Raw genomic sequence first — 22,059 nt, 5'->3', positions numbered from 1 at the left:
GTGGGATGCGCTCAGCCGGTCACGATGGGGAGGTGGGCGATCGCGCGCACGGGCAGGGCCAGGGTGGACTCCGGCGAGCCGACACGGCCGCCGTCCGGACCGATTCCGGTCGCGACCGCTGTGTCGCTGATCGACGTCGCGAGCATCATGTCCGCGGCGGTGACGGTGTAGGTGGCGGTGCACGTCATCCGCTCTCCCGGTGCGAGGACGGCGGCCGGACAGGAGACGGGCGAGAGGTTCGCCTGGTCGGAGGGGGCGGCGACGGTGTCGGTGACGACGATCCCGTCGAGGGTGACGTTTCCGGTGTTCTGGACGGCGAACTGGAAGACGACCTGCTGTCCGGCCATGGTCACGGCTCCGGTCTCGGTGGTCTTGTCGACGGTCAGGCCGGGTGCCGGGGTCGCGGCCAGGGTGACGGTGGACGGCGGCGACGTGACGGGCGACGGTGTGGGGTCGGTCGGCGTGGCCGGAGGGGTGCCGGTCGCGGTCGCGGTGTCGGTGACCGAGCCGTTGTCCACGTCCGCCTGCGTGACCGTGTAGGTGGCGGTGCACGTCATCGTCTGGGCGGGCGCGAGCGAGCCCTGCGGGCAGTCGACGGGCGACAGGTTGGCGGGATCGGAGGGAGCTGCGACCTGGTCGGCCACCGTCACGCCGGTCAACGAGCTGGTGCCGGTGTTCGTGACGAGGAACTCGTACGGCACCCGCTGGCCGACCCGACTCACAACCGCGGTCGTGGACGACTTGGTCACGGTGAGCGACGACGTCGCCGGCGACGGGATGCTGAGGGTGCTCTCGGGCGAGACGGTGCGCGGTGGCGTCGGATCGGCCGGGGTCGCGGGCGGCAGCCCGGACGCGGTGGCACGGTCGGTGATGCTGCCATGGTCGACGTCCGCCTGGGTGACGGTATACGTGGCAGTGCACGTGACCTGGGCGCCGGGCGCGAGGAGACCGGGCGGGCAGGTCACGGCCGAGAGGCTGCTCTGGCTGGCCGGGGCCTCCTGGATGTCGTCCACTTGGATGCCGCTCAGCGTCACGTTTCCGGTGTTCGTGACGAGGAAGTCGTAGGGCACGACCTGGCCCACCTGCGTCACCGCGGTCGTGGTGGACGACTTCGCCACTGTCAGCGCCGGAGCCTGCGTGACCGCGATCGTGAGCGTGTCGACGGGCGAGCCGACCGTCGGCGGGTTCGGGTCGGCCGGAGTCGCGGGAGGGGTGCCGGAGGCCGTTACGCTGTCCGCGACCGCTCCGCTGTCGACATCCGCCTGCGTCACCGTGTATGTCCCGGTGCAGGTGGTCGTCGCGGTCGGCGCGAGCGTGGTCACCGGACACGAGATCGCGGACAGGTTCGCCGGGTCGGAGGGCGCCGCGACCTGGTCGTCGACGGTGATGCCGGTGAGGGTGACGTTTCCGGTGTTGGTTACGAGGAAGGCGAACGGCACCACCTGCCCGACCTGCGTGATCGCCGGCGTGCTGGACGATTTGGCCACGGTGAGCGCGGGCTGGTCGGCCACAGCGAGGGTCACCGTGGAGATGGGCGAGCCGACCGGGGGAGGCGTGGGGTCAGTCGGTGTGGCCGGCGGCGTGCCAAAGGCGGTCGCGCTGTCGCTGACCGAGCCGCTGTCCACATCCGCCTGGGCCACGGTGTAGGTGGCGGTGCAGGTCATCGTCGCGGCCGGCGCCAGCGCCGTCTGCGGGCAGGTGACCGCCGACAGGTTGGCTGGATCGGAGGGCGCGGCGACCTGGTCGTCCACGACGATCCCCGACAGGGTGACCGTTCCGGTGTTCGTGACGAGGAACTCGTACGGCACCTGCTGCCCGGCCTGCGCGATCGCGGTGGTTGTCGAGGTCTTCACGACGGTGATCCCGGTGACCCGGTCCGCGTCGATGGTGACGGTGGAGACGGGCGACACGACGGCGGGCGGGTTCGGGTCGCCGGGGGTCGCGGGCGGCAGACCGGACGCGGTGGCGCTGTCGACGACGGATCCGTTGTCCACGTCCGCCTGCGTCACCGTGTAGGTCGCCGTGCAGATCGTCGTGGCCTGCGGTGCGAGCGTGGTCTGCGGGCAGCTGATCGCGGAGAGGTTCGCCGGAGAGGATGGGGCGGCGACCTGGTCGTCGATGGCGATCCCCGAGAGGGTGACGTTTCCGCTGTTCGTCACCAGGAACGCGTACGGCACCACCTGGCCGGGCCGCGTGACCGTCGCCGTCGGAGAGGACTTGGTCACGGTGATCGCGGGCACCGGAGCGGCGGAGACGGTGAGCGTCGTCTGCGGCGACGTGATCCGGGGCGGGTTCGGGTTCTGCGGCGTCGTCGGCGGCTGGCCGGAAGCGGTCGCCTGGTCGGTGATGGCGCCGTTGTCGACGTCCGCCTGGGTGACGGTGTACGTCGCGGTGCAGGTGATCCGGGCGCCCGGCGCGATCGGTCCGGGCGGGCAGGTCACCGGCGAGAGGTTGGCCTGGGTCGCCGGCGCCACCTGCACATCCTCGACCGTCACATCCGCCAGGGTCTCGTTTCCGGTGTTCTCGACCAGGAACTCGTACTGGATCTGCTGGCCCGCCGCCGTCGGCGGGTTCGCCGTCTGCGGGGAGGACTTCACCACGGTCAGCGCCGGGTCGGAGGCGACGAGCAGGGTCACCTGCGATCCGGTCGAGACGACCGGCCCGGGGGTCGGGTCGCCGGGGCTCGGCGCGGGCCGGCCCGATGCGACGGCGGTGTCGTGCACCTGGCCGCTGTCCACATCCGCTTGGGTGGTGGTGTAGCTCGCCGTGCATGTCGTGGAGGCTCCCGGCGCCAGCACCGTCACGGGACAGACCACCGGGGTCAGGTTCGCGGGGTCCGACGGCGCGGTGACCGTGTCGGTGACCTGGATGTCGGAGATCGACAGGTTGCCGGTGTTGGTGACCAGGAACGTGTACGGGATGGTCTCGCCTGCGCGCGTCACCTCGGGTGCGGCCGAGGACTTCAGGATGGTCAGCTCGGCCTGGTAGTCCACCGGGAGGGAGACGGTCGACGGGCCGGAGGTCGTGGGTGCCGGGTTCGGGTTTCCCGGGGTGGCCGGCTGGGTGCCGCTCGCGGTGGCGGTGTCGTTCACGGTGCCGTGGTCGATGTCCGCCTGGGTGACCGTGTACGTCGCGGTGCAGGTCACCGTCCCCGCGGGCGGAACGGTCGTCGTCGGGCAGGTCACGGCGGTCAGGCCGCCCGGGAGGGACGGCGGCGCGACCGTGTCGGTCACGGCGATGTTCGCGAGGGTGACGTTGCCCGTGTTGGTGACCAGGAATTCGTACGGGATCTGCTGCCCGACGCGCACGACGGCGGTCGTCGTCGACGACTTCACCACGGTGATGGCCGGCGCGGCGACCGTGGGAAGGCTCAGCGCATCCTCAGCCGAGTGGATGGGCAGCCCGGCCGGCGTCGTCCCGTGCGCGGTCGCGGAGTCGTTCACCGACCCGTTGTTGAGGTCCGCCTCGGTGGTCGTGTACGTGGCCGTACAGGTCGTCGTGGCGTTGGGTGCCAACGGAGTGGTCGGGCAGGTCACCGCGCTGAGGTTGGACTGCGCCGACGGCGAGGCGACCACATCCGTCACCGACAGCGCGGTGATGGTCTGGGTGCCGGTGTTGGTGACGACGAACTGGTACGGAACCTGCTGGCCGACCTGCGTGATCGTGGTGGTGGTGGAGCGCTTGTCGATCGTCAGGCTGTTGTCGACCGGGTCGACCAGCACCACGAACGTCGACGGCGACGACTGCACGACCGTGCCACCCGGGTCGCGCCCGGTCGCCACGGCCGAGTCGTCGATCCGTCCGTGGTCGAAATCGGGCTGGGTGGTCGTATAGGTTGCCGTGCACGTCATCGACGCACCGGACGCGAGAGTCGTGGACGGACAGGTGACGGACGACAGGTTCGACTGCGACGCCGGCGGCGCCTGCGTGTCGGTCACCCGTACCTCGGTGAGGGTGACCGCGGAGTTGTTGGTCACCTCGAAGCTGTACGGGATCTGCTCGTTCAGGGTGCTCACGCCCTGCGACGACGAGGACTTCACGATGGAGATCGCCGGCGGTGTGGAGGGCGCCGGGATGCTCAGGGCGGAGGGCGTCGAACGCACGGCGGCGCCGCCCGGCGTGGTCCCGGTGGCGATCGCGAAGTCGGCGACCGAGCCGTTGGCGACGTCGGCCTGGCTCACGGTGTAGGTGGCGGTACAGGTCTGCGACTGGCCGGGTTCGAGCGACGGGTACGGGCAGGCGATCGGCGAGAGGTCGCCCTGCTGCGCGGGAGGCAGCTGCACATCTTCCACGTCGACGCCGTCGATGCGGACGTTGCCGGTGTTCGTGATGAGGAAGCGGTAAGTGAGGGTCTGGCCGACCGCGGTGATCACCGAGGTGCTGGACGACTTCGCGACCGTCAGCTCGGGGGACTGCTGCGCGGGGATGGCGAGCTCGGACGGCTCGGACGGCGGCAGCGGCAGGCCGTTGGAGTCGGTGCCCTCCGCCACGGCCGAGTCGTCGACCGCGCCGTTGGCGATGTCGGCGGCGGTCGCGGTGTAGGTGCCGTGACAGAGCGTGGAAGCGCCGGGCGCGAGCGTGACGTCGTCGCAGACGATCGCGGACATCCCCGCCTGGCTCGACGGGAAGATCTGCGTGTCGTCCACCCGCACGTTCGAGACCGGTGTCGTGCGGATGTTCGTCACCAGGAACTCGTACGGCACCTGCTGGCCGATGGCGGTGATGAGCGTGGTGGTCGACGACTTCTCGATGGTGAGCGCCGGGTTGGCGGTGATGCGGAGCCGGGTCTCGAGCGCATCCACCGGATTCCCGGTCGGGTCGGTCGCGCGCGCTGTCGCGGTGTCGGCGACGAGGCCGTGGTCGAGGTCCGCCTGCGTGACCGTGTACGTGCCGGTGCAGTCGACGGTGTCGCCCGGTGCGAGCGCACCCGGAGGACACGTCACGGCGCTCATGTTCGCCGGGGTGGCCGGCGGCGTCTGGGAGTCGGCGACGGTGACGTCGGTCACGTCCACGTTTCCCGTGTTGCGGACGGTGAAGACGTACGGCACCTCCTGGCCGAGCGCCGTGATCCGGGTCACGGTCGACGTCTTGGTCACAGTGATGGCGGGCGATTGGATGGCCGGGATGATCGTGCTCGACCGCGCGGTCGTGTAGGTGTTGCTGGCCACATCCACTCCGGTCGCCGTCGCGAAGTCGCTGAGCCATCCGTTCGTGATGTCGGCCGCGGTCACCGAGTAGGTGGCCGAGCAGACCGCCACCTGACTGGGCGCGAGGGTGGTGCGGTCGCAGGTGATGAGCGACAGCCGGCTCTGCGTGGCCGGCGCGACCTGGGTGTCCTGGATGGTGATGTTCCGGTATGCGGTCGACGAGTTGTTGGTGACGGTGAAGGTGTACCGCACCGGCTGGCCGACGGCGTTGAAGGAGTTGGTCGATGAGGCCTTGACCATGGTCAGGGCCGCGGGCGTCGCGTTGACCGATGCGGCCGACTGCGGGGAGGTGACGGTGGCCCCCGCCGGGTTGCGGCCGGATGCGGTCGCGAAATCGTTCACCGACCCGTTGCCGAGGTCGGCCGCCGTCACCTGGTACGTCCCCGTGCACGACATCGACGCGCCGGGGTTGAGGGTGGTCTGCGGGCACGAGACCGCCGACATGTTCGCCTGCGAGGCGGGAGGCACCTGGGTGTCGGTGACGGCCACGTTGGTGAGCACCTGGTTTCCGGTGTTCGTGACGAGGAACGCGTACGGGACCAGCTGGCCCACGGCCGACACCGAGGTCGCGGTGGTGGATTTCACGATCGTCAGTGCGGAGACGGGGGAGAACAGCTCGACGCGCGACGGCGAGGAGAGTACCGGGTTGCCGACGGGATCGGTCCCGGACGCGCGGGCGTGATCGGCGACGACCCCGGCGTTCACATCGGCGGACGTGACCCGGTACGACGCCGTGCACGTGGTCGACGCACCCGGCGCCAGCGTCGTCTGCGGGCAGCTCGGGGTGGTGAGGTTGGCCGGCAACGACGGCGCCTCGACGGTGTCGGTGACGACCACGTTGTTGACGACGACGGTGGAGTTGTTGGTCACCAGGAAGGTGTAGGGGATGACCTGGCCGATCGCCGTCACCGCGGCCGTCGTCGTCGCCTTCCGGATGGTCAGCGAACCGGGCAGCTGGGTCGGGATGGACAGGTCGGACGGCGCGGAGGTCACCGCGGTCCCACCCTCCGGGGTGCCGGAGGCCGTCGCCGAGTCCGCGAGCGTGCCGTTCTGCAGGTCCGCGAGGGTCGCGGTGTACATGCCGGTGCACGACTGCGACTCGCCCGGCGCGAGAGCCGGGTTCGGACAGGTGATGGCCGACAGGTTCGCGGACGACGCCGGAGGGGCGGGGGTGTCGGTCACGGAGACGCCGAACAGGGTCACGTTCCCGGTGTTCGTCACGAGGAACCGGTAGGGGATCTGCTGGCCGACCGAGCTCGCCAGCGTGGTCGTCGTCGACTTGACCACCGAGATCGCCGGGCGGGCGCTCGTGATGGTGAGGGTGGCCGGCGGCGCGGTGACGGTCGCCCCGCCCGGGTCGAGACCGCTCGCGGTCGCGGTGTCGTGCACGGAGCCGTTGTCGAGGTCCGCCTGCGTCACGGTGTAGCGCGCGGTGCAGGTGGTGGATGCCTGCGGTGCCAGAGTCTGCGTCTCGCAGAGGATCGCAGAGAGGTTCGCTTGCGAGGCGGGCGGGGTCTGCGCATCCACCACCGAGATGCCGTGCAGGGTCACCTGCGACCGGTTCGTGACGACGAACTTGTACGTCACCACCTGCCCGACCCGCGTGATCGCGGTCGTGGACGACGCCTTGGTGACGAGCAGCGAGGCGGGCGGTGTCACCGTCAGCGGGGTGTCGGCCGGCGGGTTCAGCCCGTCGAGTCCGGCCGTCCCCTCGGGGAAGTTGCCCGGACCGTTCGTGTAGGTGCCCGGCACCGTCGCGGTCACCTGCACGGTCACGGTGCAGGCGTTCTGGCCCTGGGTGAGGGTGCCGTTCGCGACGACGACCGAGGTCGATCCGGCCGCAGCCGTGACGGTGCCGCTGGAGCAGGTCGTCGCGTTCACCCCGGTGGCCGTCACGCCGGCGGGGAGGTCGTCGTGGAACGACCAGCCGTTCTTCGCCGCGAGCTCGGAGGTGTTGGTGATCGTGAAGGTCAGCGTCGAGGTCTGGCCGGAGGCGATGGTCGCCGGGCTGAACGCCTTGTCCAGCTGCGGGGTCACATCCAGGATCTGGGGGAGGTCGAACGCGCCGTCGTTGCCGGCGACCACCGCGCTCTGGTTCTCGAGCTGCATGCCGACGGTCGGCGTCCCCGTGCTCGGCACCTTGATCGCCGCCGAGGTGAGGCCGGCGACCATGGTGGGTCCGAAGGGTCCCGAGCCGTACTGGACGGCGCCGGGGTAGTTGCAGGGATCGAGCTGCGACGCCAGCACGTTCTTGACGCCGTTGATGAACAGCGACAGCGTCTCGGCCGGGTTCCCGGAGCTGTTCGCGACGCAGTTGGTCGCGGCGACGATCGACGTCACCTGGTAGAAGTGGCCGGGAACCGCGGGGATGGCCGTGTTCGTCCTCAGCTGGATGCCCGGGACGGTGCCGCTCGCGGTGTACGCCGTGACCGCCTGGTTCTGGGCCGCCGCCGCCGTCGAGTAGCCCTGGTATTGACCCATCGCGTTGGCGAGGATCTGCACGCCCGAGATCGGACATCCCGAGTTCCAGCCGGGCGGCGCCGGGGTCGTCGAGCCGTTCACGATGTAGCCGTTGCAGTACAGGCCGTCCGCCCAGCGCGGGTCGGCGTAGTACGTCTCGGAGTTCGCGCCCGACACGCCGGGGACGTACGTGCTGCCGGGCGTGCCCTGGTACGACGTGATCTTGATCGCGGTGGATGCGGCGTTCTGGCCGGAGAAGTCCTCGGTGAACAGGGCGGTCGGCGGTTGCGGAGTGCCCGGAGTGCCCGCGGTCGTCGCTGCGGCGCGAGGCGCCTGGATGCCGACGCTGATGCCTCCCACCGTCAGGCCCAGGATGGCGACGGCGGCCACGATCGCTCGTCGGACGCTCGGTTTCCGCTGACGCATGTGAACTTCCTTCCGGCGCTCCGCCCCCGACCGAAGCTGCGAGAGAGCGCCGGTGGCCGCCTGCCTGACAAGCTAGGGCGGCGCCGGGTGACTCGAAAGACAGCTGCGTGTGGCTGGCCCGGCCGTGGCGCGCTCCGCGTAGGCTCGGCGACATGGCGTTCGACTGGTCGCAGTTCTACGAGAAGCAGGGCGGACGCGGCGTGCGGCCGACCTTCCAGAGCGCCCTCGCCGCGTGGGACGGGGAGCCGGGCGACGCGGTCGATCTCGGCTGCGGCGACGGCGTCGAGACGCGTCATCTGGCCGAGCACGGGTGGCGGGTGCTGGCGGTGGATGCGGACCCGGGCGTCGAGGAGCGCGTGCGCTCGGGACTGTCAGGGGAGGCATCCGAGCGGGTGGAGGTGCGGCGCGCGTCGTTCGAGACGCTGGGGGAGCTGCCGCCCGCGGACCTCGTCTATGCCGGCTTCGCGCTGCCGTTCTGCGACGAGTCGCACTTCCCGTACTTGTGGGCCGACATCCGCGAGGCCCTGCGGCCCGGCGGGGTGTTCGCGGGGGAGCTGTTCGGCCGCCACGACGAGTGGGCCGGCCGGTCAGGGATGAGCTTCCACGACCGATCCCAGGTGGAGGGGATGCTCGCCGGGATGGACGTGGTGCAGCTGGTGGAGGACGACCGCCGTGGCATGTCCTTCGAGGGCCCGAAGCACTGGCACGTCTTCCACATCGTGGCGCGCGCCTGAGATGTCGCGCCCCTCAGCTCACGGTTCCTGAGTTTTTCGCGCTCTGACCATCCATTCGTGCGAAAAACTCAGGAGCTGTTAGTGAGGGGACGGGTCAGCGGAGCGTCTTGCGCGCGGTGATCTGGCCGGTGTCGAAGCCGAGCAGGTGCAGTCCGCCGTGGAAGCGGGCGTGCTCGATCTTCATGCAGCGGTCCATGACGACCGTCAGCCCCTTCGACTCGCCGTACTCGGCGGCCTCCTGGTTCCAGATCCCCAGCTGCACCCACACGGTCGGAGCGCCGATCGCGAGCGCCTCATCGATGACCGCGGGGATGTCGGCGGGCTTGCGGAACACATCCACGATGTCCGGGACCTCGGGCAGCGACGCGAGGTCGGGGTAGGCCTTCTGGCCCAGGATGGTGTCGGCGTTCGGGTTGACGAAGTACAGCCGGTAGTCGCTCGACTGCTGCAGGTACGTGCCGACGAAGTAGGAGGAGCGGGCCGGGTTGGGCGACGCGCCGACGATCGCGACGGACTTCGCGCCACGCAGGATCTTCAGGCGCTCCTTCGCGTCCGGCCCCACCCAGGTGCGCTGCGACTTCAGCAGCTTGGCGAGCGGGGAGTCGGACGGCAGCGCGCAGCTCAGCCCGTTCGCGAGCTGGACCTCGGTCGTGGACTCAGTGGTGGACTCGGTGGTGGGTTCGGTGGCAGTTGTCATGCTGCGTTCGCCTCCTCGACGGCGATCGTGAGCGCCTGATCGAGATCGTAGATGATGTCGTCGACATCTTCGATCCCGACGCTGATGCGCACGACGCCGGGCAGCACACCCGCGTCGAGCAGCTGCTGCTCGGTCAGCTGCGCGTGGGTGGTCGACGCGGGATGGATGACCAGCGTCTTCGCATCGCCGATGTTGGCGAGGTGGCTGGCGAGGTTCACCGACTCGATGAACTTCTGGCCGACCTCCCGGCCGCCCTTCACGACGAAGCTGAACACGCTGCCCGGCCCCTTCGGCAGGTACTTGAGCGCGCGTTCGTGGTGCGGGTGCTCGGGCAGTCCGGCCCAGAACACCTTCTCGATGCGCGGGTCGGCCTCCAGCCATTCGGCCACTGCGCGAGCGTTGTCGACGTGCGCCTGGATGCGGTACGGCAGCGTCTCGACGCCCTGCGCCAGCAGGAAGGCCGAGTGCGGTGCGAGCACCGGGCCGATGTCGCGCAGCTGCTCCGCGCGCAGCCGCGTGAGGAACGCGTACTCGCCGAAGTTGCCCGACCACTGCAGTCCGCCGTACGAGGGCACCGGCTCGCCGAAGAGCGGGAACTTCGAGGAGTGCCAGTCGAAGCGTCCGCTCTCGACCACCACGCCGCCGAGGGTCGTGCCGTGGCCGCCGAGGAACTTGGTGGCCGAGTGGATGACGATGTCGGCTCCCCACTCGAACGGCCGGTTGAGGTACGGGGTCGCGATCGTGGAGTCGATGGCGAGCGGGATGCCGGCCGCGTGGGCGACCTCCGCCAGCCCTTCGATGTCGGCGATCTCGCCGGACGGGTTGGCGATGGTCTCGGCGAAGACGAGCTTCGTGCGGTCCGTGATCGCGGCGGCGTAGTCCGCGGGATCGGCGCTCTGTACGAAGGTGGTCTCGACGCCGAAGCGCCGGAGGGTCACATCCAGCTGGGTGATCGATCCGCCGTAGAGGTTCGCGGACGCCACGATGTGGTCGCCCGCACCGACCAGCGACGCGAAGGTGATGTACTGCGCGCTGAGGCCGGAGGCCGTCGCCACGGCGCCCAGGCCGCCTTCGAGGCTGGCGACCCGCTCTTCGAACGAGGCCACGGTCGGGTTGGCGAGACGCGAGTAGATGTTGCCGTACTTCTGCAGGGCGAAGCGCGCCGCGGCATCCGCCGTGTCGTCGAACACGAACGCGCTGGTCTGGTAGATCGGCAGCGCGCGCGCTCCCGTTACCGGGTCGGGGATGTTGCCCGCGTGGATCGCCCGCGTGCGGAAACCGTATTCGCGATCTGCCATGGGCTCACGCTACCCGACGCCGCCGACGCTCTTCGGCGGGCGTCGTAACACGCCGCAACCCGGTTTGTTACCCTGGTGCGAGGCCCGCGCAGGGCCCCGGACGACGGTTCAGTACCCGGTGAGCGACAAGACTGGCCAAGGAGTCGGATCGTGTCCTGGATCGTTCTCATTCTCTCCGGCGTGCTCGAAGCCGTCTGGGCGACAGCGCTCGGCCGTTCGGAGGGGCTCTCGCGGCTGTGGCCGTCCGTGGTCTTCGTCGGAGCGCTTCTCGCATCCATGGCCGGACTGGCCTTCGCGATGCGGGAGATCCCCACCGGGACCGCCTACGCGGTCTGGGTCGGAATCGGCGCGGCGCTGACCGTGCTCTACGCGATGACGTTCGGCGGTGACGGGTTCTCCCTCGTCAAGGCGCTGCTGATCGTCGGCCTGGTGGGCTGTGTCATCGGACTGAAACTGGTCGACTGAGCGCGGCTCAGGCGGCCGTCGACACCCAGACGGCGGCCAGCGCGAGCACGGCGATCAGCAGCCACGAGACGAGTCCGGTGACGAGGGCGCGCCAGCCGGTGCCGACCAGGGTGCGGAGGCGGACGGCCGTGCCGAGGCCGAACAGCGCCATCGCGAGCAGCACGGTCTGCAGGGTGTCGGCGCCGTCCGTCACGACGGACGGGAGCGGCACGAACGTCCGCACCAGGACGGCGAGAAGGAACCCGGCGACGAAGAGCGGGACGATGGGCGGGCGCTTCACGCCCGGGTCGCCGGCGACGTGGCGGCGACGCTCCACGACCGCGGCGACCGCCACGATCGGGGCGAGCATCAGCACACGGGTGAGCTTGACGACGACCGCGACGGCGAGAGCGGCGGCGCCCGCGAGCTGCGCGGTCGCGACGACCTGCCCGACGTCGTGGACGCCGGCGCCGACCCAGTGGCCGAACTGCTGCGCATCCAATCCCAGTGGATGCCAGAACAGCGGCAGGACGAAGATCGCGAGCGTGCCGCACAGCGTCACCAGGGCGACCGGAGTCGCGGCCTCCTCGTCCTTGGGCTTGACGACACCGCTCATCGCACCGATCGCGGATGCGCCGCAGATCGAGAAGCCGGTGGCGATCAGGAGCGGCTGGTGACCCGGGAGGCGCATCAGCCGACCGATCCAGAAGGTGCCCGCGAAGCTGAGCAGCACGACGCCGACGGTGGTCAGGATGGCGACCCAGCCGAGGCCGGCGATGTCGCCCAAGCTGAGTTTCAGGCCGAGCAGCACGACGCCGATGCGCATCAGGCGTTTGGCGCTGACGGACAGTCCCGGTGCGAGTCGTCCGGTCACGGCCGGCCGGGCGACGGGGAGCTGGCCCACCACGATCCCGAGCACGACGGCCGCGGTCAGCAGCGGCACGGCGGGCACCAGCCAGTGGATTCCCCACGCGACGGCAGCCGCCACGGCGCACACCACGAGGCCCGGAAGCCAGGGCAGCGGACGGGCGGTCACCGACGGAGTGCTCACCGATCCATTCTGTCGGCCCGGCGCGCCCGTCCGTGCCGCGCACACGTCGCGCGCGTCCGCAGCGTGGGTGGGCACACCCCCGTTTTGGCGCCCCCAAAACGGGGGGTTGGGCCCCCCCGCCCCCCGCCCCGGGCGGGGCGGACGCCGCCCCCAGGGGCGGCCCCGCCGGCCCCCCCCCTGCGTTTGGGGGAGTAGCTGGGGCCCCGGCCCCCCAACCCCCCCCCCCCCCACGAATCTGTGGTGGTCAGTCGGCGAGGACGGGGATGGGCTCGGCGTCAGCGAGGGCGGAGGCGGCCGACTCCGGCGCGGCGGCGGCGCGGGCCGCTGCCCGGCGGCCCGGCAGCGCCAGCGAGATCAGGGCCGCGGCACCGAGCACTCCGGCGCCGACCCAGACGGCCGGGATCGCCGCATTCACATATCCGGTCGGAGTGAGCGTCCCGCCCGCTCCCGTGAACACGGCGGTCAGGACGGCGACGCCGAGGGCGACCCCGACCTCCCGGAGCGTCGAGTTCGTGCCGGACGCCTTGGCGTGGTCGGCCGGCCGCATGTTCGCGAGGACCGCCGTCGAGCTGGGCGCGAAGACGAGGCCCATGCCGATGCCGGCCAGGAGGAACGGGGGCCACATCTCCGAGTAGGGCAGCGTCGCCGACAGCGTCAGAGCGATCCAGCCCATCGACACCGCGAGCAGGGTCAGGCCGACGACCACCGGGAGGCGCGTCCCGGTCCGCGATGACAGCAGGCCGGTGAGCGGAGCGACGACCATCGGGGCGAGCGTCCATGGCATGGTCATCACACCGGCCTCGAGCGGGGTGTGACCCTGCACGACCTGGAGGAACTGGATGAGGATGAAGATCGCCCCGAAGATGCCGAAGCTGAACGTCACACCGACGAGGTTCGCCACCGTGAAGCTGCGGTCGCGGAACAGCCGGAGCGGCAGCAGTGGCGCCGACGTGCGCGACTCCCAGAAGACGAACGCCACGAGCAGGGCCGCGCCGGCGATCAGGGGGATCAGGACTTCGGCGCTGCCCCATCCCGCGTCGTTGCCGCGGACGATCGCCCAGACGACCCCGAGCACACCGGGGGCGGCGAGCAGCAGGCCGACGACATCGGCGCGGACGCGTGCTCCGAAGCTGTTCGGCAGGGCGAGGAGCACCAGCGGGACGGCGATCACGCCGAGCGGGACGTTCAGCCAGAAGATGGCCTGCCAGTTCCATCCCTCGACCACGGCACCACCGATGAGCGGGCCGAGCGCGACGCCGAGGCCGGAGATGCCGCCCCAGATGCCGATGGCGGCGGGACGCAGACGCTCGCTGACGCTGCCGGCGAGCAGGGTCAGCGACAAGGGGAGAAGGGCTGCAGCGCCGGCACCCTGGAGCGCACGGGCGCCGATGAGCTGCCACGGCTCTGTCGAGAGGGCTGCCGCGGCGCTGGCGAGCGTGAAGATCGCGATGCCGCCGAGGAAGACCGAGCGGCGGCCGAGCCGGTCTCCGAGGCCCACGGCCATCAGCATGAGCGTCGCGAAGGTGAGGGTGTACGCGTTGACCACCCACTGGAGCTCTTCGATGGAGGCGCTGAGGTCCTTGGCGATCACGGGCAGCGCGCTGGTGACGACGAGGTTGTCGAGGGTGGCCATGAACATCGGCAGCGAGGCGGCGACGATCGCCAGCCAGATCGGGATGCGCCGCGAGCGGGCGGTCGTGCCGCCGGCGTCGCTGGTGAGGGGAGCGGACATGCACGCCTCCAAAAAGAGTGGTTACGAGGAATGTGGTTATCGGATGATTACAAGAGCTGACACTAGTAATCGGCTGATAACCTGTCAAGCGTGACAGACAAGATCAGCGAGAGGATCCCGTCGGCCGAGCGCCGCGAGCAGATCCTCGAAGCCGCCAGCCGGGTGTTCGGAGAGCGCGGCTACTTCGGCGCGACGACGGATCAGATCGCCAAGGCCGCGGGGATCAGCCAGCCCTACGTCGTGCGGATGTTCGGCGGCAAGGAGAACCTGTTCGTCGGCGTGCTCTCGCGGTCGCTCGACCGCCTGCTGGTCGCCTTCACCCGCACGCTGGAGGAGTGGAAGGCGGAGGGCTCGCCCGCTGCACCGGCCGCCGCCGTCGTCACGGACGGCACGCCCGTCGCCGGTGGACACGGCGAGATCGGCCGTCGCCTGGGCCTCGCGTACGTGAACCTCATCGAGGACCGCGGCCTGCTGCTGTCGCTCATGCAGGCGTTCAGCATGGGGCAGGACCCGACCATCGGCGCGAAGGCGCGCGACGGGTTCCTCGCGATCTACCGGCTGCTGCGCGACGAGGCCGGCTTCACGCCCGAACAGGTGCGCTCCTTCCTCGCCGAGGGGATGCTGCTGAACACGCTCCTGGGGCTCCGGCTGCCCGACGAGTACGGCCGGGACGAGGCCGCGACGGAGCTGCTGGAGTGCACGTTCCGGACCAAGCTGGCGCTGGTGCTGGATGTCGCGGCCGAGAGTGGCGGAGGCGTTGCGTCCGCGGCCGCCTCCGCGCCCGTGGCGACGGCGAAGGCGCAGGGCGCATGACGGGCAGCGGTCTCATCCTCGTCGACAAGCCGGCGGGCATGACGAGCCACGACGTCGTCTCGCGCGTCCGGCGCGCGGCGGGAACCCGGAAGGTCGGGCATGCTGGAACGCTGGATCCGATGGCGACCGGGCTCCTCATCCTCGGCATCAACTCGTCCACACGGCTGCTGACCTACATCGTCGGCGCCGACAAGGAGTACTTCGCGACCATCCGGCTGGGGTCGTCATCGACGACCGACGACGCCGAGGGCGAGCTGGGGGAGCAGGCGGCGCAGGCCGCGCTCGACGCGGTGACCGCCGAGGCGATCGCCGCCGGGATGGCCGAGCTGACCGGCGAGATCGAGCAGATCCCCTCGTCCGTCAGCGCGATCAAGGTCGACGGCAAACGCGCGTACGCCCGGGTGCGTGCGGGCGAAGCGGTGGAGCTGAAGCCGCGCGCGGTCACCGTCGCGGAGTTCGAACTGATCGGGACCCGGCGCGACGCGGGCCTGATCGACCTGGACGTGCGGGTCGTGTGCTCCTCCGGAACGTACATCCGCTCGCTCGCCCGCGACCTCGGCTCCGGTCTCGGCGTCGGCGGTCACCTGACGGCGCTGCGGCGCACCCGGGTCGGCGCGTACGACGTGCGCGACGCTCACGACCTCGCTACGCTCGACGCGGAGGCCGCGCTGATCCCGGCGGTGGATGCGGCCGTCCGGCTGTTCGAGCGGCTCGACCTCACCGAACAGCAGGCGATCGACCTCACCCACGGCCGTCGCATCCACGTCGCCGACCGGGAGGATGGCGGCGGTGTGCCGGTCGCGGCCGTCGCCCCGAACGGAGCGCTTGTCGGACTCATCGAGTTCCGCGGAAAGGAAGCACGGACCCTGGTGAACTTCCCGACGGACGAAGCGGTCGGTCCCGCATGATCGAGTGGTTCGTCACACTCCAGGTGATCGTCGCGTGCGCTGCGGGCATCCTGTGCATCGTCCTCGGACTGATCGGGCGTCTGCCTGGCGACGTGTCGATGGGCGCCGTCGCGCTGGTGGAGGTGCTGCTGCTCGTGCAGCTGGTCATCGCGATCATCGCGCCCGCCGCGGGCAATCCGCCGTCCGGCAGCCTCGCCGAGTTCTACATCTACCTGATCTCGGCGATCATCCTGCCCCTGGCGGGCGGATTCTGGGCCCTCGTGGAGCGCAACCGGTGGAGCACCGTCATCCTCGGCGGCGTCTGTCTCGCGATCGCGGTCATGGTGTACCGGATGGGCCAGATCTGGTTCGTGCAGGGCGCGTGACGGCCTCCGCGGGCAAATAGAATCGAAGCGATGTCCCACCACACCATGTCCGCGCGCACCGACTCCGATCCGTCCTCCCCGAGGCGGCGGATGACGGGGGTGGGCCGGGTGCTCGTCTTCGTCTACGGCGTCCTGGCGCTGGCGGCGACCGGCCGCAGCGTCTTCCAGATCATCGACCGCTTCCACGAGGCGCCGGTCGCGTTCACGCTCTCCGGGGTCGCCGCCGTCGTGTACATCGTCGCGACCGTCGCCCTGATCGCGCCGGGCCGCGTCTGGTACCGCGTCGCCTGGGTCACCATCAGCTTCGAGCTCGCCGGCGTGCTCATCATCGGAACGCTGAGCCTGTTTGCCCCCGCCGTGCTCGGCCTGCACGACATCGACCCGTTCGGCCGCGACGCCACGGTGTGGTCGGTGTACGGGATGGGGTACCTGTTCATCCCGCTGGTGCTGCCGGTGCTCGGGATGCTGTGGCTGCGGAAGCATCGTCCGATCGAACCGGTGCAGGACGCCACGTCGGGGGCCGCCTCGTGAAGGTCTTCCACGCCGTCTCGGAGGTTCCCGACGGGTGGGGGCCCAGCGCCATCACCATCGGCAAGTTCGATGGGGTGCACACCGGCCACCGCGCGGTGATCGACCGGCTGCGCGCCGTCGCCGCGGAGCGCGGGCTCGTCTCGACGATCATCACCTTCGACCGCAACCCGCTCGAAGTGCTCGCCCCCGCGAAGTGCCCGCCGTCGCTGGTGAGCAACGCGCAGAAGCTCGACCTGCTCGCGTCGACCGGCGTCGACGCGACCCTCATGGTGGCTTTCGACCGTGCGCTCGCCGCGCTCGAGCCCGAGGAGTTCGTGCACCACATCCTCGTCGACCGGCTGCATGCCGCGGCGGTGCTCGTGGGCAGCGACTTCCGATTCGGTGCGCGCGGCGCAGGTGACGTCGAGCTGCTGCGCCGGCTCGGCGAGACGTACGGCTTCACCGTCGAGCTCATCGACGACGTGCGGCCGGAGCACGGCCGGCGCGTCTCATCCACCTGGATCCGGGAGCTGCTCGCCGACGGCGACGTCGCGCACGCGACCCAGCTGCTCGGCGCCCCTCCGACCGTGCGCGGGCTCGTGGTGCACGGTGCTGCGCGCGGGCGTGAGCTGGGCTTCCCGACCGCGAACCTCTCGCCGGAGTCGGAGGGACTCATCCCCGCCGACGGCGTCTACGCCGGCTGGCTGACCGACGCGGGCGAGCGGTACCCGGCCGCGATCTCGGTCGGCAACAACCCGACCTTCGAGGGCGTACCCCAGAAGCAGGTGGAGGCGTACGTGCTCGACCGCGAGCTCGACCTCTACGACCACACGGTCGAGGTCGCCTTCGTCGAGCGCATCCGCGGGATGGTCGCGTACACGGGCATCGAGCCGCTCATCGCGCAGATCGCGGACGACGTGGAGCAGGCGCGGCGCATCCTCGGCGTCGTCCCGGCGGCCGACGCCGACGAGCGCTCCTGATGGACGAGCGTTCCTGATGACGGGCGCGAACCCGGCCGCCGACCGGCGGCCGCTCTGGCACGGGCGCGCGATCGCGCTGCTCGGCATCCTGCTGGTCGCGGCGAACCTCCGCACCGCCGTCGCCGCGCTGTCGCCGATCTTCGCCGAGATCCGCACCGAGTTCGACGTGTCGAGCATCGGCGTCGGACTGCTCGGGATGCTGCCGCCGGTGTGCTTCGCAGTGTTCGGCCTGGTCGCGCCGACCTTCACGCGGAGGCTGAGCCTCGAAGCCGTCGTCGTGCTCGCGCTCGGCGTCATGCTGGCCGGCCACCTCATCCGTGCGGCCGCCCCGTCGTTCGCGGTGCTGGCGATCGGGTCGGCGGTGACCTTCGCGGGCATGGGCGTCGGGAACGTGCTGCTGCCCCCGCTGGTCAAGCGGTACTTCCCCGACCGGATCGGGCTGGTCACCTCGCTGTACGCGACCATCATGTCGGTGTCGACGCTGCTCCCGCCGCTCGTCGCGGTTCCGGTGGCGGATGCGGCCGGATGGCACGTCTCCGTCGGCATGTGGGCGGTGGTCTGCGCGCTCGCGATCCTGCCGTGGCTGCGCATCCTGATCACCCACCGGCCGGCGCACCCGGACCGCGACGTGGAGGTCGAGAAGGCGCAGCCCGCGATGGCCGGCCGGGTCTGGCACTCGCCGCTGGCCTGGGCGATGGCCGTGCTGTTCGCCGTGTCGAGCCTCAACGCGTACGCGATGTTCGCCTGGCTTCCGGAGATCCTGCACGATGTGGCCGGGCTGACTCCGATCGAGGCGGGGGCACTGTTATCGGTGTATGCCGGGATGGGCATACCGGCGGGGCTGCTGGTTCCGATGCTGGCCGCGCGGATGCGGAACGTCGCCTGGCTGATCTACGCCGGCGTCGCGTTCTTCGTCGTCGGGTACCTCGGTCTCATCCTCGCGCCCGGCGCCGCTACGTGGCTGTGGGTGGCGCTGGCCGGGCTCGGGCCGCTGCTCTTCCCGCTGTGCCTCGTGCTGATCAACATGCGGACGCGGACGCACGCGGGGTCTGTCGCGCTCAGCGGGTTCACGCAGGGCCTCGGCTACACGCTCGGTGCGCTCGGCCCGCTGGCGGTCGGCGTGCTCCACCAGCTCACCGGTTCCTGGACGCTCGCCCTCGTGGTGCTGACCGCGACAGCTCTCGCGGCCGCTGCGGCCGGCGCCGTCGCCGCCCGCCCCAAGTACCTCGAGGACTGACCGCCTCACGTCGGTTCGCCCCCCGTCGAGTACGCAAAAACTGCACGCCCAAGCGGCGCGTCGTGTGCAATTTGTGCGGACTCGACGGTGGGGGTTAGGGGAGGAGGGCGGCGCGGTGGATGAGGGCGGCGGCCCCGATGAGCGGACCCTCGGAGGAGAGGGCGGACGGGACGATCCGCACCTTGCGCACGAACGGGAAGTAGTGGTGCTCGATGACCTCGCGCATGTGGTCGAAGAGGTCCGGCGTCGAGTGCGAGAAGCCGCCGCCGATCGCGACGAGCTCCAGGTCGAGCAGTGCGGTCGCCGACGCGATCGCGCGGCCGACGGCCTCGCCGGTGCGGGCGATCGCCTCGCGCGCCACGAGATCGCCCGCGACGTACGCCGCCGCCAGCTCCTCACCGGTCGCGCCCTCGAAACCCTGCTGCCGCGCCCACGCGACGGTGTGCGGCCCGGAGGCCATGGCCTCCAGCGCGTACGGGTTGCCGAACGTGTCCTCGCCCTTGATGTCGCCGACCTCGACGTGCCCGATGTGGCCGGCGTTGCCGGTCGGACCGGTGATCACGCGGCCGCCCACGATGAGCCCGCCGCCGATCCCGGTCGAGATGACCATCCCCATGACGTTGTCGACGCCCTGCGCCGCACCCACCCAGTGCTCGGCCATGGTGATCGCCACGCCGTCCATCTCGAGGGTCACGGGCACATCGAGGGAGAGTTCGGCGGCGACGCCGGCGACGAAGTCGCGCATCGGGTAGTCGCGCCAGTGCGGCACGTTGAGCGGGGAGACGAGTCCGCGCTGCCGGTCGATCGGGCCCGCGCTGCCGATTCCGACGCCGATGATCGCGACATCGGACGGGAGGGATGCGGCAGCCGCGCGCACGACGCCGCCGACCGACTCCTCGAGCTCCGGGACGGTGGCGTTCCGCCCGGTCGGACGGCGGTGCCGGGAGCCCTCGACGAGGCGGCCCTCGGCATCCACCAGGGCGGCTTCGACCTTCGTCCCGCCGAAGTCGACGGCCAGGACGTAGGGGGTGGGTGCGGTGGCGGCTGTCAGCGAGGGGTCTGTGGGCACGACCCAACGATAAACGAAACGGCCTCTGCTCATTTGAGCATCCACCACACACATGTTGCTCAGGCGCGCACGCCCTTCCTAAGCTGGAGGGGTGGCCCTGAACGATTCGGACGAGATCCTCGCCGTCAAAGCCGCGGAACTGTACTACGAGGCCGGCAAGACGCAGGACGAGATCGGCGTCGCCCTCAACGTCTCGCGCTGGAAGGTCGGCCGCCTGCTCGTCGCCGCCCGTGAACACGGCTTCGTGCGCATCGAGATCGTGCACCCCAGCGCCCGCCGGTTCTCGCTCGAACGCGAGCTCTGCGGCTTCTACGGCCTGATGGATGCGGTGGTCGTGCCCGCGGCGGAGTCCGACTCCGAGGTGCAGGGCCGGGTGGCGCAGGCCGCCGCCGACTACCTGACCACGCTCCGTCCCGTCCCGCGCACGCTCGGCGTGAGCTGGGGCCGCACGCTCCACGCCGTCGCCGCACGCCTGCGGCCGGGCTGGGCCGTCGGGGTCAACCCCGTCCAGATCAACGGCAGCGTCTCGTCCACCCGCCAGGCCACCGCCGCCGCCGACACGGCCGTCGTCATCGCGCGCAAGGCGCAGGGCACCGCGACCCTGCTCCCGAGCCCCGCGATCTTCGAGCACGCCGCCACCCGCCGGGCGATCGAGGCCGACCGCTCGGTGCAGAGCGTCCTCGAACTCGCCCGCGACGCCAGCGCCTATCTGTTCAGCGCGGGCGTCGTCGACACCAGCTCCGTCCATGTCGACTCCGGCTATCTCTCGGTGGAGGATGTCGCCGCACTCGCCGAGAAGGGCGCGGTCGGCGACGTCGTCGGCCGCTTCATCACCGACGACGGGCAGGTCGCCGACCCGGAGCTCAACTCGCGGACGCTGGGGCTCAGCCTCGACGAGCTCCGCTCGGCCCGCACCTCCATCGCCGTCATCGCCGGGGAGGCCAAGCACCGCGTCGCCCACGCCGTCGTCGCGAGCGGACTCTGCACCACGCTCATCACCGACGAATCCACCGCCAACGACCTGCTCGGGCGCGCGGCGCCCGGCACCACCGCTCCGTAGCATCCGACCTGCACCACCTGGAGGAACACGTGACCATCGAGACAACGCCGCCCGTGCGCACCCTCGCACCCGCGGCCCGCGCCGTCGAGGTGCTCGGCGGCGACCTGACGGAGGGATCGCTCCGGCGGTACCTCAACGGCATCCCCGGAGTGGATGCGGTGGGCCTGGAGCAGCGCGCGGCCGGCCTCGGCACGCGCTCCATCAAGACCACCAGCAAGAAGTGGGCGCTCGACACCGTCATCGAGCTGATCGACCTCACCACCCTGGAGGGCGCGGACACCCCCGGCAAGGTGCGGTCGCTCGCGGCCAAGGCACTCACCCCCGACCCGTCCGACCCGTCCACTCCGCGCCCCGCCGCGGTCTGCGTCTACGGCGACATGGTGCCGTATGCCGTCGAGGCGCTGGGCGCCGCGCACGCCGGCGCCGTCCGCCGGGCCGGAGGCACCGGGGGTGTCAACGTCGCCGCCGTCGCGACCGCCTTCCCGAGCGGACGCGCCTCCTTGAAGGTCAAGCTCGCCGACACGGCGGACGCCGTTGCGGCCGGCGCGGACGAGATCGACATGGTCATCGACCGCGGCGCCTTCCTCTCCGGCCGTTACGGGCTCGTCTTCGACGAGATCGTCGCCGTCAAGGAGGCGTGCCGCCGCGAGGACGGCACGTACGCCCACCTCAAGGTGATCCTGGAGACGGGCGAGCTGAACACGTACGACAACGTGCGCCGCGCCTCCTGGCTGAGCATCCTCGCCGGCGGCGACTTCATCAAGACGTCCACCGGCAAAGTGTCGCCCGCCGCGACGCTCCCGGTGACCCTGCTGATGCTGGAGGTCGTGCGCGACTGGCACCTGCTCACCGGCGAGGAGATCGGCGTCAAGCCGGCCGGCGGCATCCGCTCGTCGAAGGACGCCATCAAGTACCTCGTGACCGTGGCGGAGACGGTCGGCGAGCGGTGGCTGCAGCCGCACCTGTTCCGGTTCGGCGCCTCCAGCCTCCTGAACGACGTGCTCCTGCAGCGCCAGAAGCTGGCCACCGGGCACTACTCCGGCGCCGACTACGTGACGATCGACTGAA

The 22,059-nt window shown here is 70.8% G+C and carries 16 protein-coding genes and 1 riboswitch; of the genes, 10 read left to right on the top strand and 6 right to left on the bottom strand.

The annotated features are described in order from the left end of the window. Positions 1–11: 11 nt before the first annotated feature. Positions 12–8,093, bottom strand: a complete 8,082-nt coding sequence (locus ABIC47_RS00420) for a CLIPPER-2 domain-containing protein (protein WP_354476305.1) — start codon at positions 8,091–8,093, stop codon at positions 12–14. Between the two features lie 152 nt (positions 8,094–8,245). Here ABIC47_RS00420 and ABIC47_RS00415 point away from each other — a divergent pair, with 152 nt between their 5' ends. After that, a complete protein-coding gene (locus ABIC47_RS00415) occupies positions 8,246–8,827 on the top strand; it encodes a class I SAM-dependent methyltransferase (RefSeq protein WP_354476303.1) in 582 nt (193 codons plus the stop codon). Between the two features lie 94 nt (positions 8,828–8,921). On the opposite strand, the gene ABIC47_RS00410 is transcribed toward ABIC47_RS00415, so the two are convergent. Together ABIC47_RS00410 and ABIC47_RS00405 are read right to left on the bottom strand one after the other, a co-directional pair. Continuing rightward, a complete protein-coding gene (locus ABIC47_RS00410) occupies positions 8,922–9,524 on the bottom strand; it encodes a CoA-binding protein (protein ID WP_354476301.1) in 603 nt (200 codons plus the stop codon). After that, entirely contained in the window at positions 9,521–10,822 is a 1,302-nt protein-coding gene (locus ABIC47_RS00405) for an O-acetylhomoserine aminocarboxypropyltransferase/cysteine synthase family protein (RefSeq protein WP_354476299.1), read from the bottom strand. The genes ABIC47_RS00410 and ABIC47_RS00405 overlap by 4 nt, the downstream gene beginning before the upstream one ends. 76 nt (positions 10,823–10,898) lie before the next feature. Beyond that, positions 10,899–10,962, top strand: a riboswitch (guanidine-III (ykkC-III) riboswitch). A 10-nt stretch (positions 10,963–10,972) separates the two neighbouring features. Here ABIC47_RS00405 and ABIC47_RS00400 point away from each other — a divergent pair. Beyond that, entirely contained in the window at positions 10,973–11,287 is a 315-nt protein-coding gene (locus ABIC47_RS00400) for a DMT family transporter (protein ID WP_020077159.1), read from the top strand. A 7-nt stretch (positions 11,288–11,294) separates the two neighbouring features. On the opposite strand, the gene ABIC47_RS00395 is transcribed toward ABIC47_RS00400, so the two are convergent. Then, positions 11,295–12,317 carry a YeiH family protein gene (locus ABIC47_RS00395; RefSeq protein ID WP_354476297.1) on the bottom strand — a complete coding sequence of 341 codons (1,023 nt, stop codon included), beginning with the start codon at positions 12,315–12,317 and terminating at the stop codon, positions 11,295–11,297. 244 nt (positions 12,318–12,561) lie between these two features. Beyond that, positions 12,562–14,049 carry a DHA2 family efflux MFS transporter permease subunit gene (locus ABIC47_RS00390; RefSeq protein WP_354476295.1) on the bottom strand — a complete coding sequence of 496 codons (1,488 nt, stop codon included), beginning with the start codon at positions 14,047–14,049 and terminating at the stop codon, positions 12,562–12,564. Between the two features lie 90 nt (positions 14,050–14,139). On the opposite strand from ABIC47_RS00390, the gene ABIC47_RS00385 reads away from it, so the two are divergent. From ABIC47_RS00385 to ABIC47_RS00360, 6 genes are read left to right on the top strand one after another with little or no spacing between them, the layout of a single operon-like run. After that, the gene (locus ABIC47_RS00385) at positions 14,140–14,862 is read left to right on the top strand and encodes a TetR/AcrR family transcriptional regulator (RefSeq protein WP_018190372.1); all 723 of its coding nucleotides are present in this window, start codon (positions 14,140–14,142) and stop codon (positions 14,860–14,862) included. After that, a complete protein-coding gene (truB, locus tag ABIC47_RS00380; RefSeq protein ID WP_354476293.1) occupies positions 14,859–15,770 on the top strand; it encodes a tRNA pseudouridine(55) synthase TruB in 912 nt (303 codons plus the stop codon). Before ABIC47_RS00385 ends, truB begins: the two co-directional genes overlap by 4 nt. Then, positions 15,767–16,135, top strand: coding sequence for a hypothetical protein (locus ABIC47_RS00375; RefSeq protein ID WP_018190374.1), 369 nt, complete (start codon positions 15,767–15,769; stop codon positions 16,133–16,135). Before truB ends, ABIC47_RS00375 begins: the two co-directional genes overlap by 4 nt. A gap of 30 nt (positions 16,136–16,165) precedes the next feature. After that, entirely contained in the window at positions 16,166–16,666 is a 501-nt protein-coding gene (locus ABIC47_RS00370; protein WP_354476291.1) for a hypothetical protein, read from the top strand. Continuing rightward, entirely contained in the window at positions 16,663–17,625 is a 963-nt protein-coding gene (locus ABIC47_RS00365) for a bifunctional riboflavin kinase/FAD synthetase (RefSeq protein WP_354476289.1), read from the top strand. Before ABIC47_RS00370 ends, ABIC47_RS00365 begins: the two co-directional genes overlap by 4 nt. 16 nt (positions 17,626–17,641) lie before the next feature. Next, entirely contained in the window at positions 17,642–18,862 is a 1,221-nt protein-coding gene (locus tag ABIC47_RS00360) for an MFS transporter (RefSeq protein ID WP_354476287.1), read from the top strand. A 94-nt stretch (positions 18,863–18,956) separates the two neighbouring features. Here the strand turns inward: ABIC47_RS00360 and ABIC47_RS00355 are convergent, their stop codons facing one another. Then, positions 18,957–19,931, bottom strand: a complete 975-nt coding sequence (locus tag ABIC47_RS00355) for an ROK family protein (protein ID WP_354476285.1) — start codon at positions 19,929–19,931, stop codon at positions 18,957–18,959. 91 nt (positions 19,932–20,022) lie between these two features. On the opposite strand from ABIC47_RS00355, the gene ABIC47_RS00350 reads away from it, so the two are divergent. Together ABIC47_RS00350 and deoC are read left to right on the top strand one after the other, a co-directional pair. After that, positions 20,023–20,991 carry a sugar-binding transcriptional regulator gene (locus ABIC47_RS00350; protein ID WP_018190379.1) on the top strand — a complete coding sequence of 323 codons (969 nt, stop codon included), beginning with the start codon at positions 20,023–20,025 and terminating at the stop codon, positions 20,989–20,991. 29 nt (positions 20,992–21,020) lie between these two features. Further along, a complete protein-coding gene (gene deoC / locus ABIC47_RS00345; protein WP_089875258.1) occupies positions 21,021–22,058 on the top strand; it encodes a deoxyribose-phosphate aldolase in 1,038 nt (345 codons plus the stop codon). The last annotated feature ends 1 nt before the right edge of the window (position 22,059 follow it).

The organism is Leifsonia sp. 563, assembly GCF_040545055.1.
Classification (GTDB): domain Bacteria; phylum Actinomycetota; class Actinomycetes; order Actinomycetales; family Microbacteriaceae; genus Leifsonia.
This window is presented reverse-complemented; position numbering and strand designations above follow the sequence as displayed.

Coding starts and splice junctions, on each gene's coding strand:
- ABIC47_RS00375 (WP_018190374.1), top strand. CDS start 15,767: ATGATCGAGTGGTTCGTCACACTCCAGGTGATCGTCGCGTGCGCTGCG.
- truB (WP_354476293.1), top strand. CDS start 14,859: ATGACGGGCAGCGGTCTCATCCTCGTCGACAAGCCGGCGGGCATGACG.
- ABIC47_RS00360 (WP_354476287.1), top strand. CDS start 17,642: ATGACGGGCGCGAACCCGGCCGCCGACCGGCGGCCGCTCTGGCACGGG.
- ABIC47_RS00370 (WP_354476291.1), top strand. CDS start 16,166: ATGTCCCACCACACCATGTCCGCGCGCACCGACTCCGATCCGTCCTCC.
- ABIC47_RS00405 (WP_354476299.1), bottom strand. CDS start 10,822: ATGGCAGATCGCGAATACGGTTTCCGCACGCGGGCGATCCACGCGGGC.
- ABIC47_RS00420 (WP_354476305.1), bottom strand. CDS start 8,093: ATGCGTCAGCGGAAACCGAGCGTCCGACGAGCGATCGTGGCCGCCGTC.
- ABIC47_RS00390 (WP_354476295.1), bottom strand. CDS start 14,049: ATGTCCGCTCCCCTCACCAGCGACGCCGGCGGCACGACCGCCCGCTCG.
- ABIC47_RS00415 (WP_354476303.1), top strand. CDS start 8,246: ATGGCGTTCGACTGGTCGCAGTTCTACGAGAAGCAGGGCGGACGCGGC.
- ABIC47_RS00410 (WP_354476301.1), bottom strand. CDS start 9,524: ATGACAACTGCCACCGAACCCACCACCGAGTCCACCACTGAGTCCACG.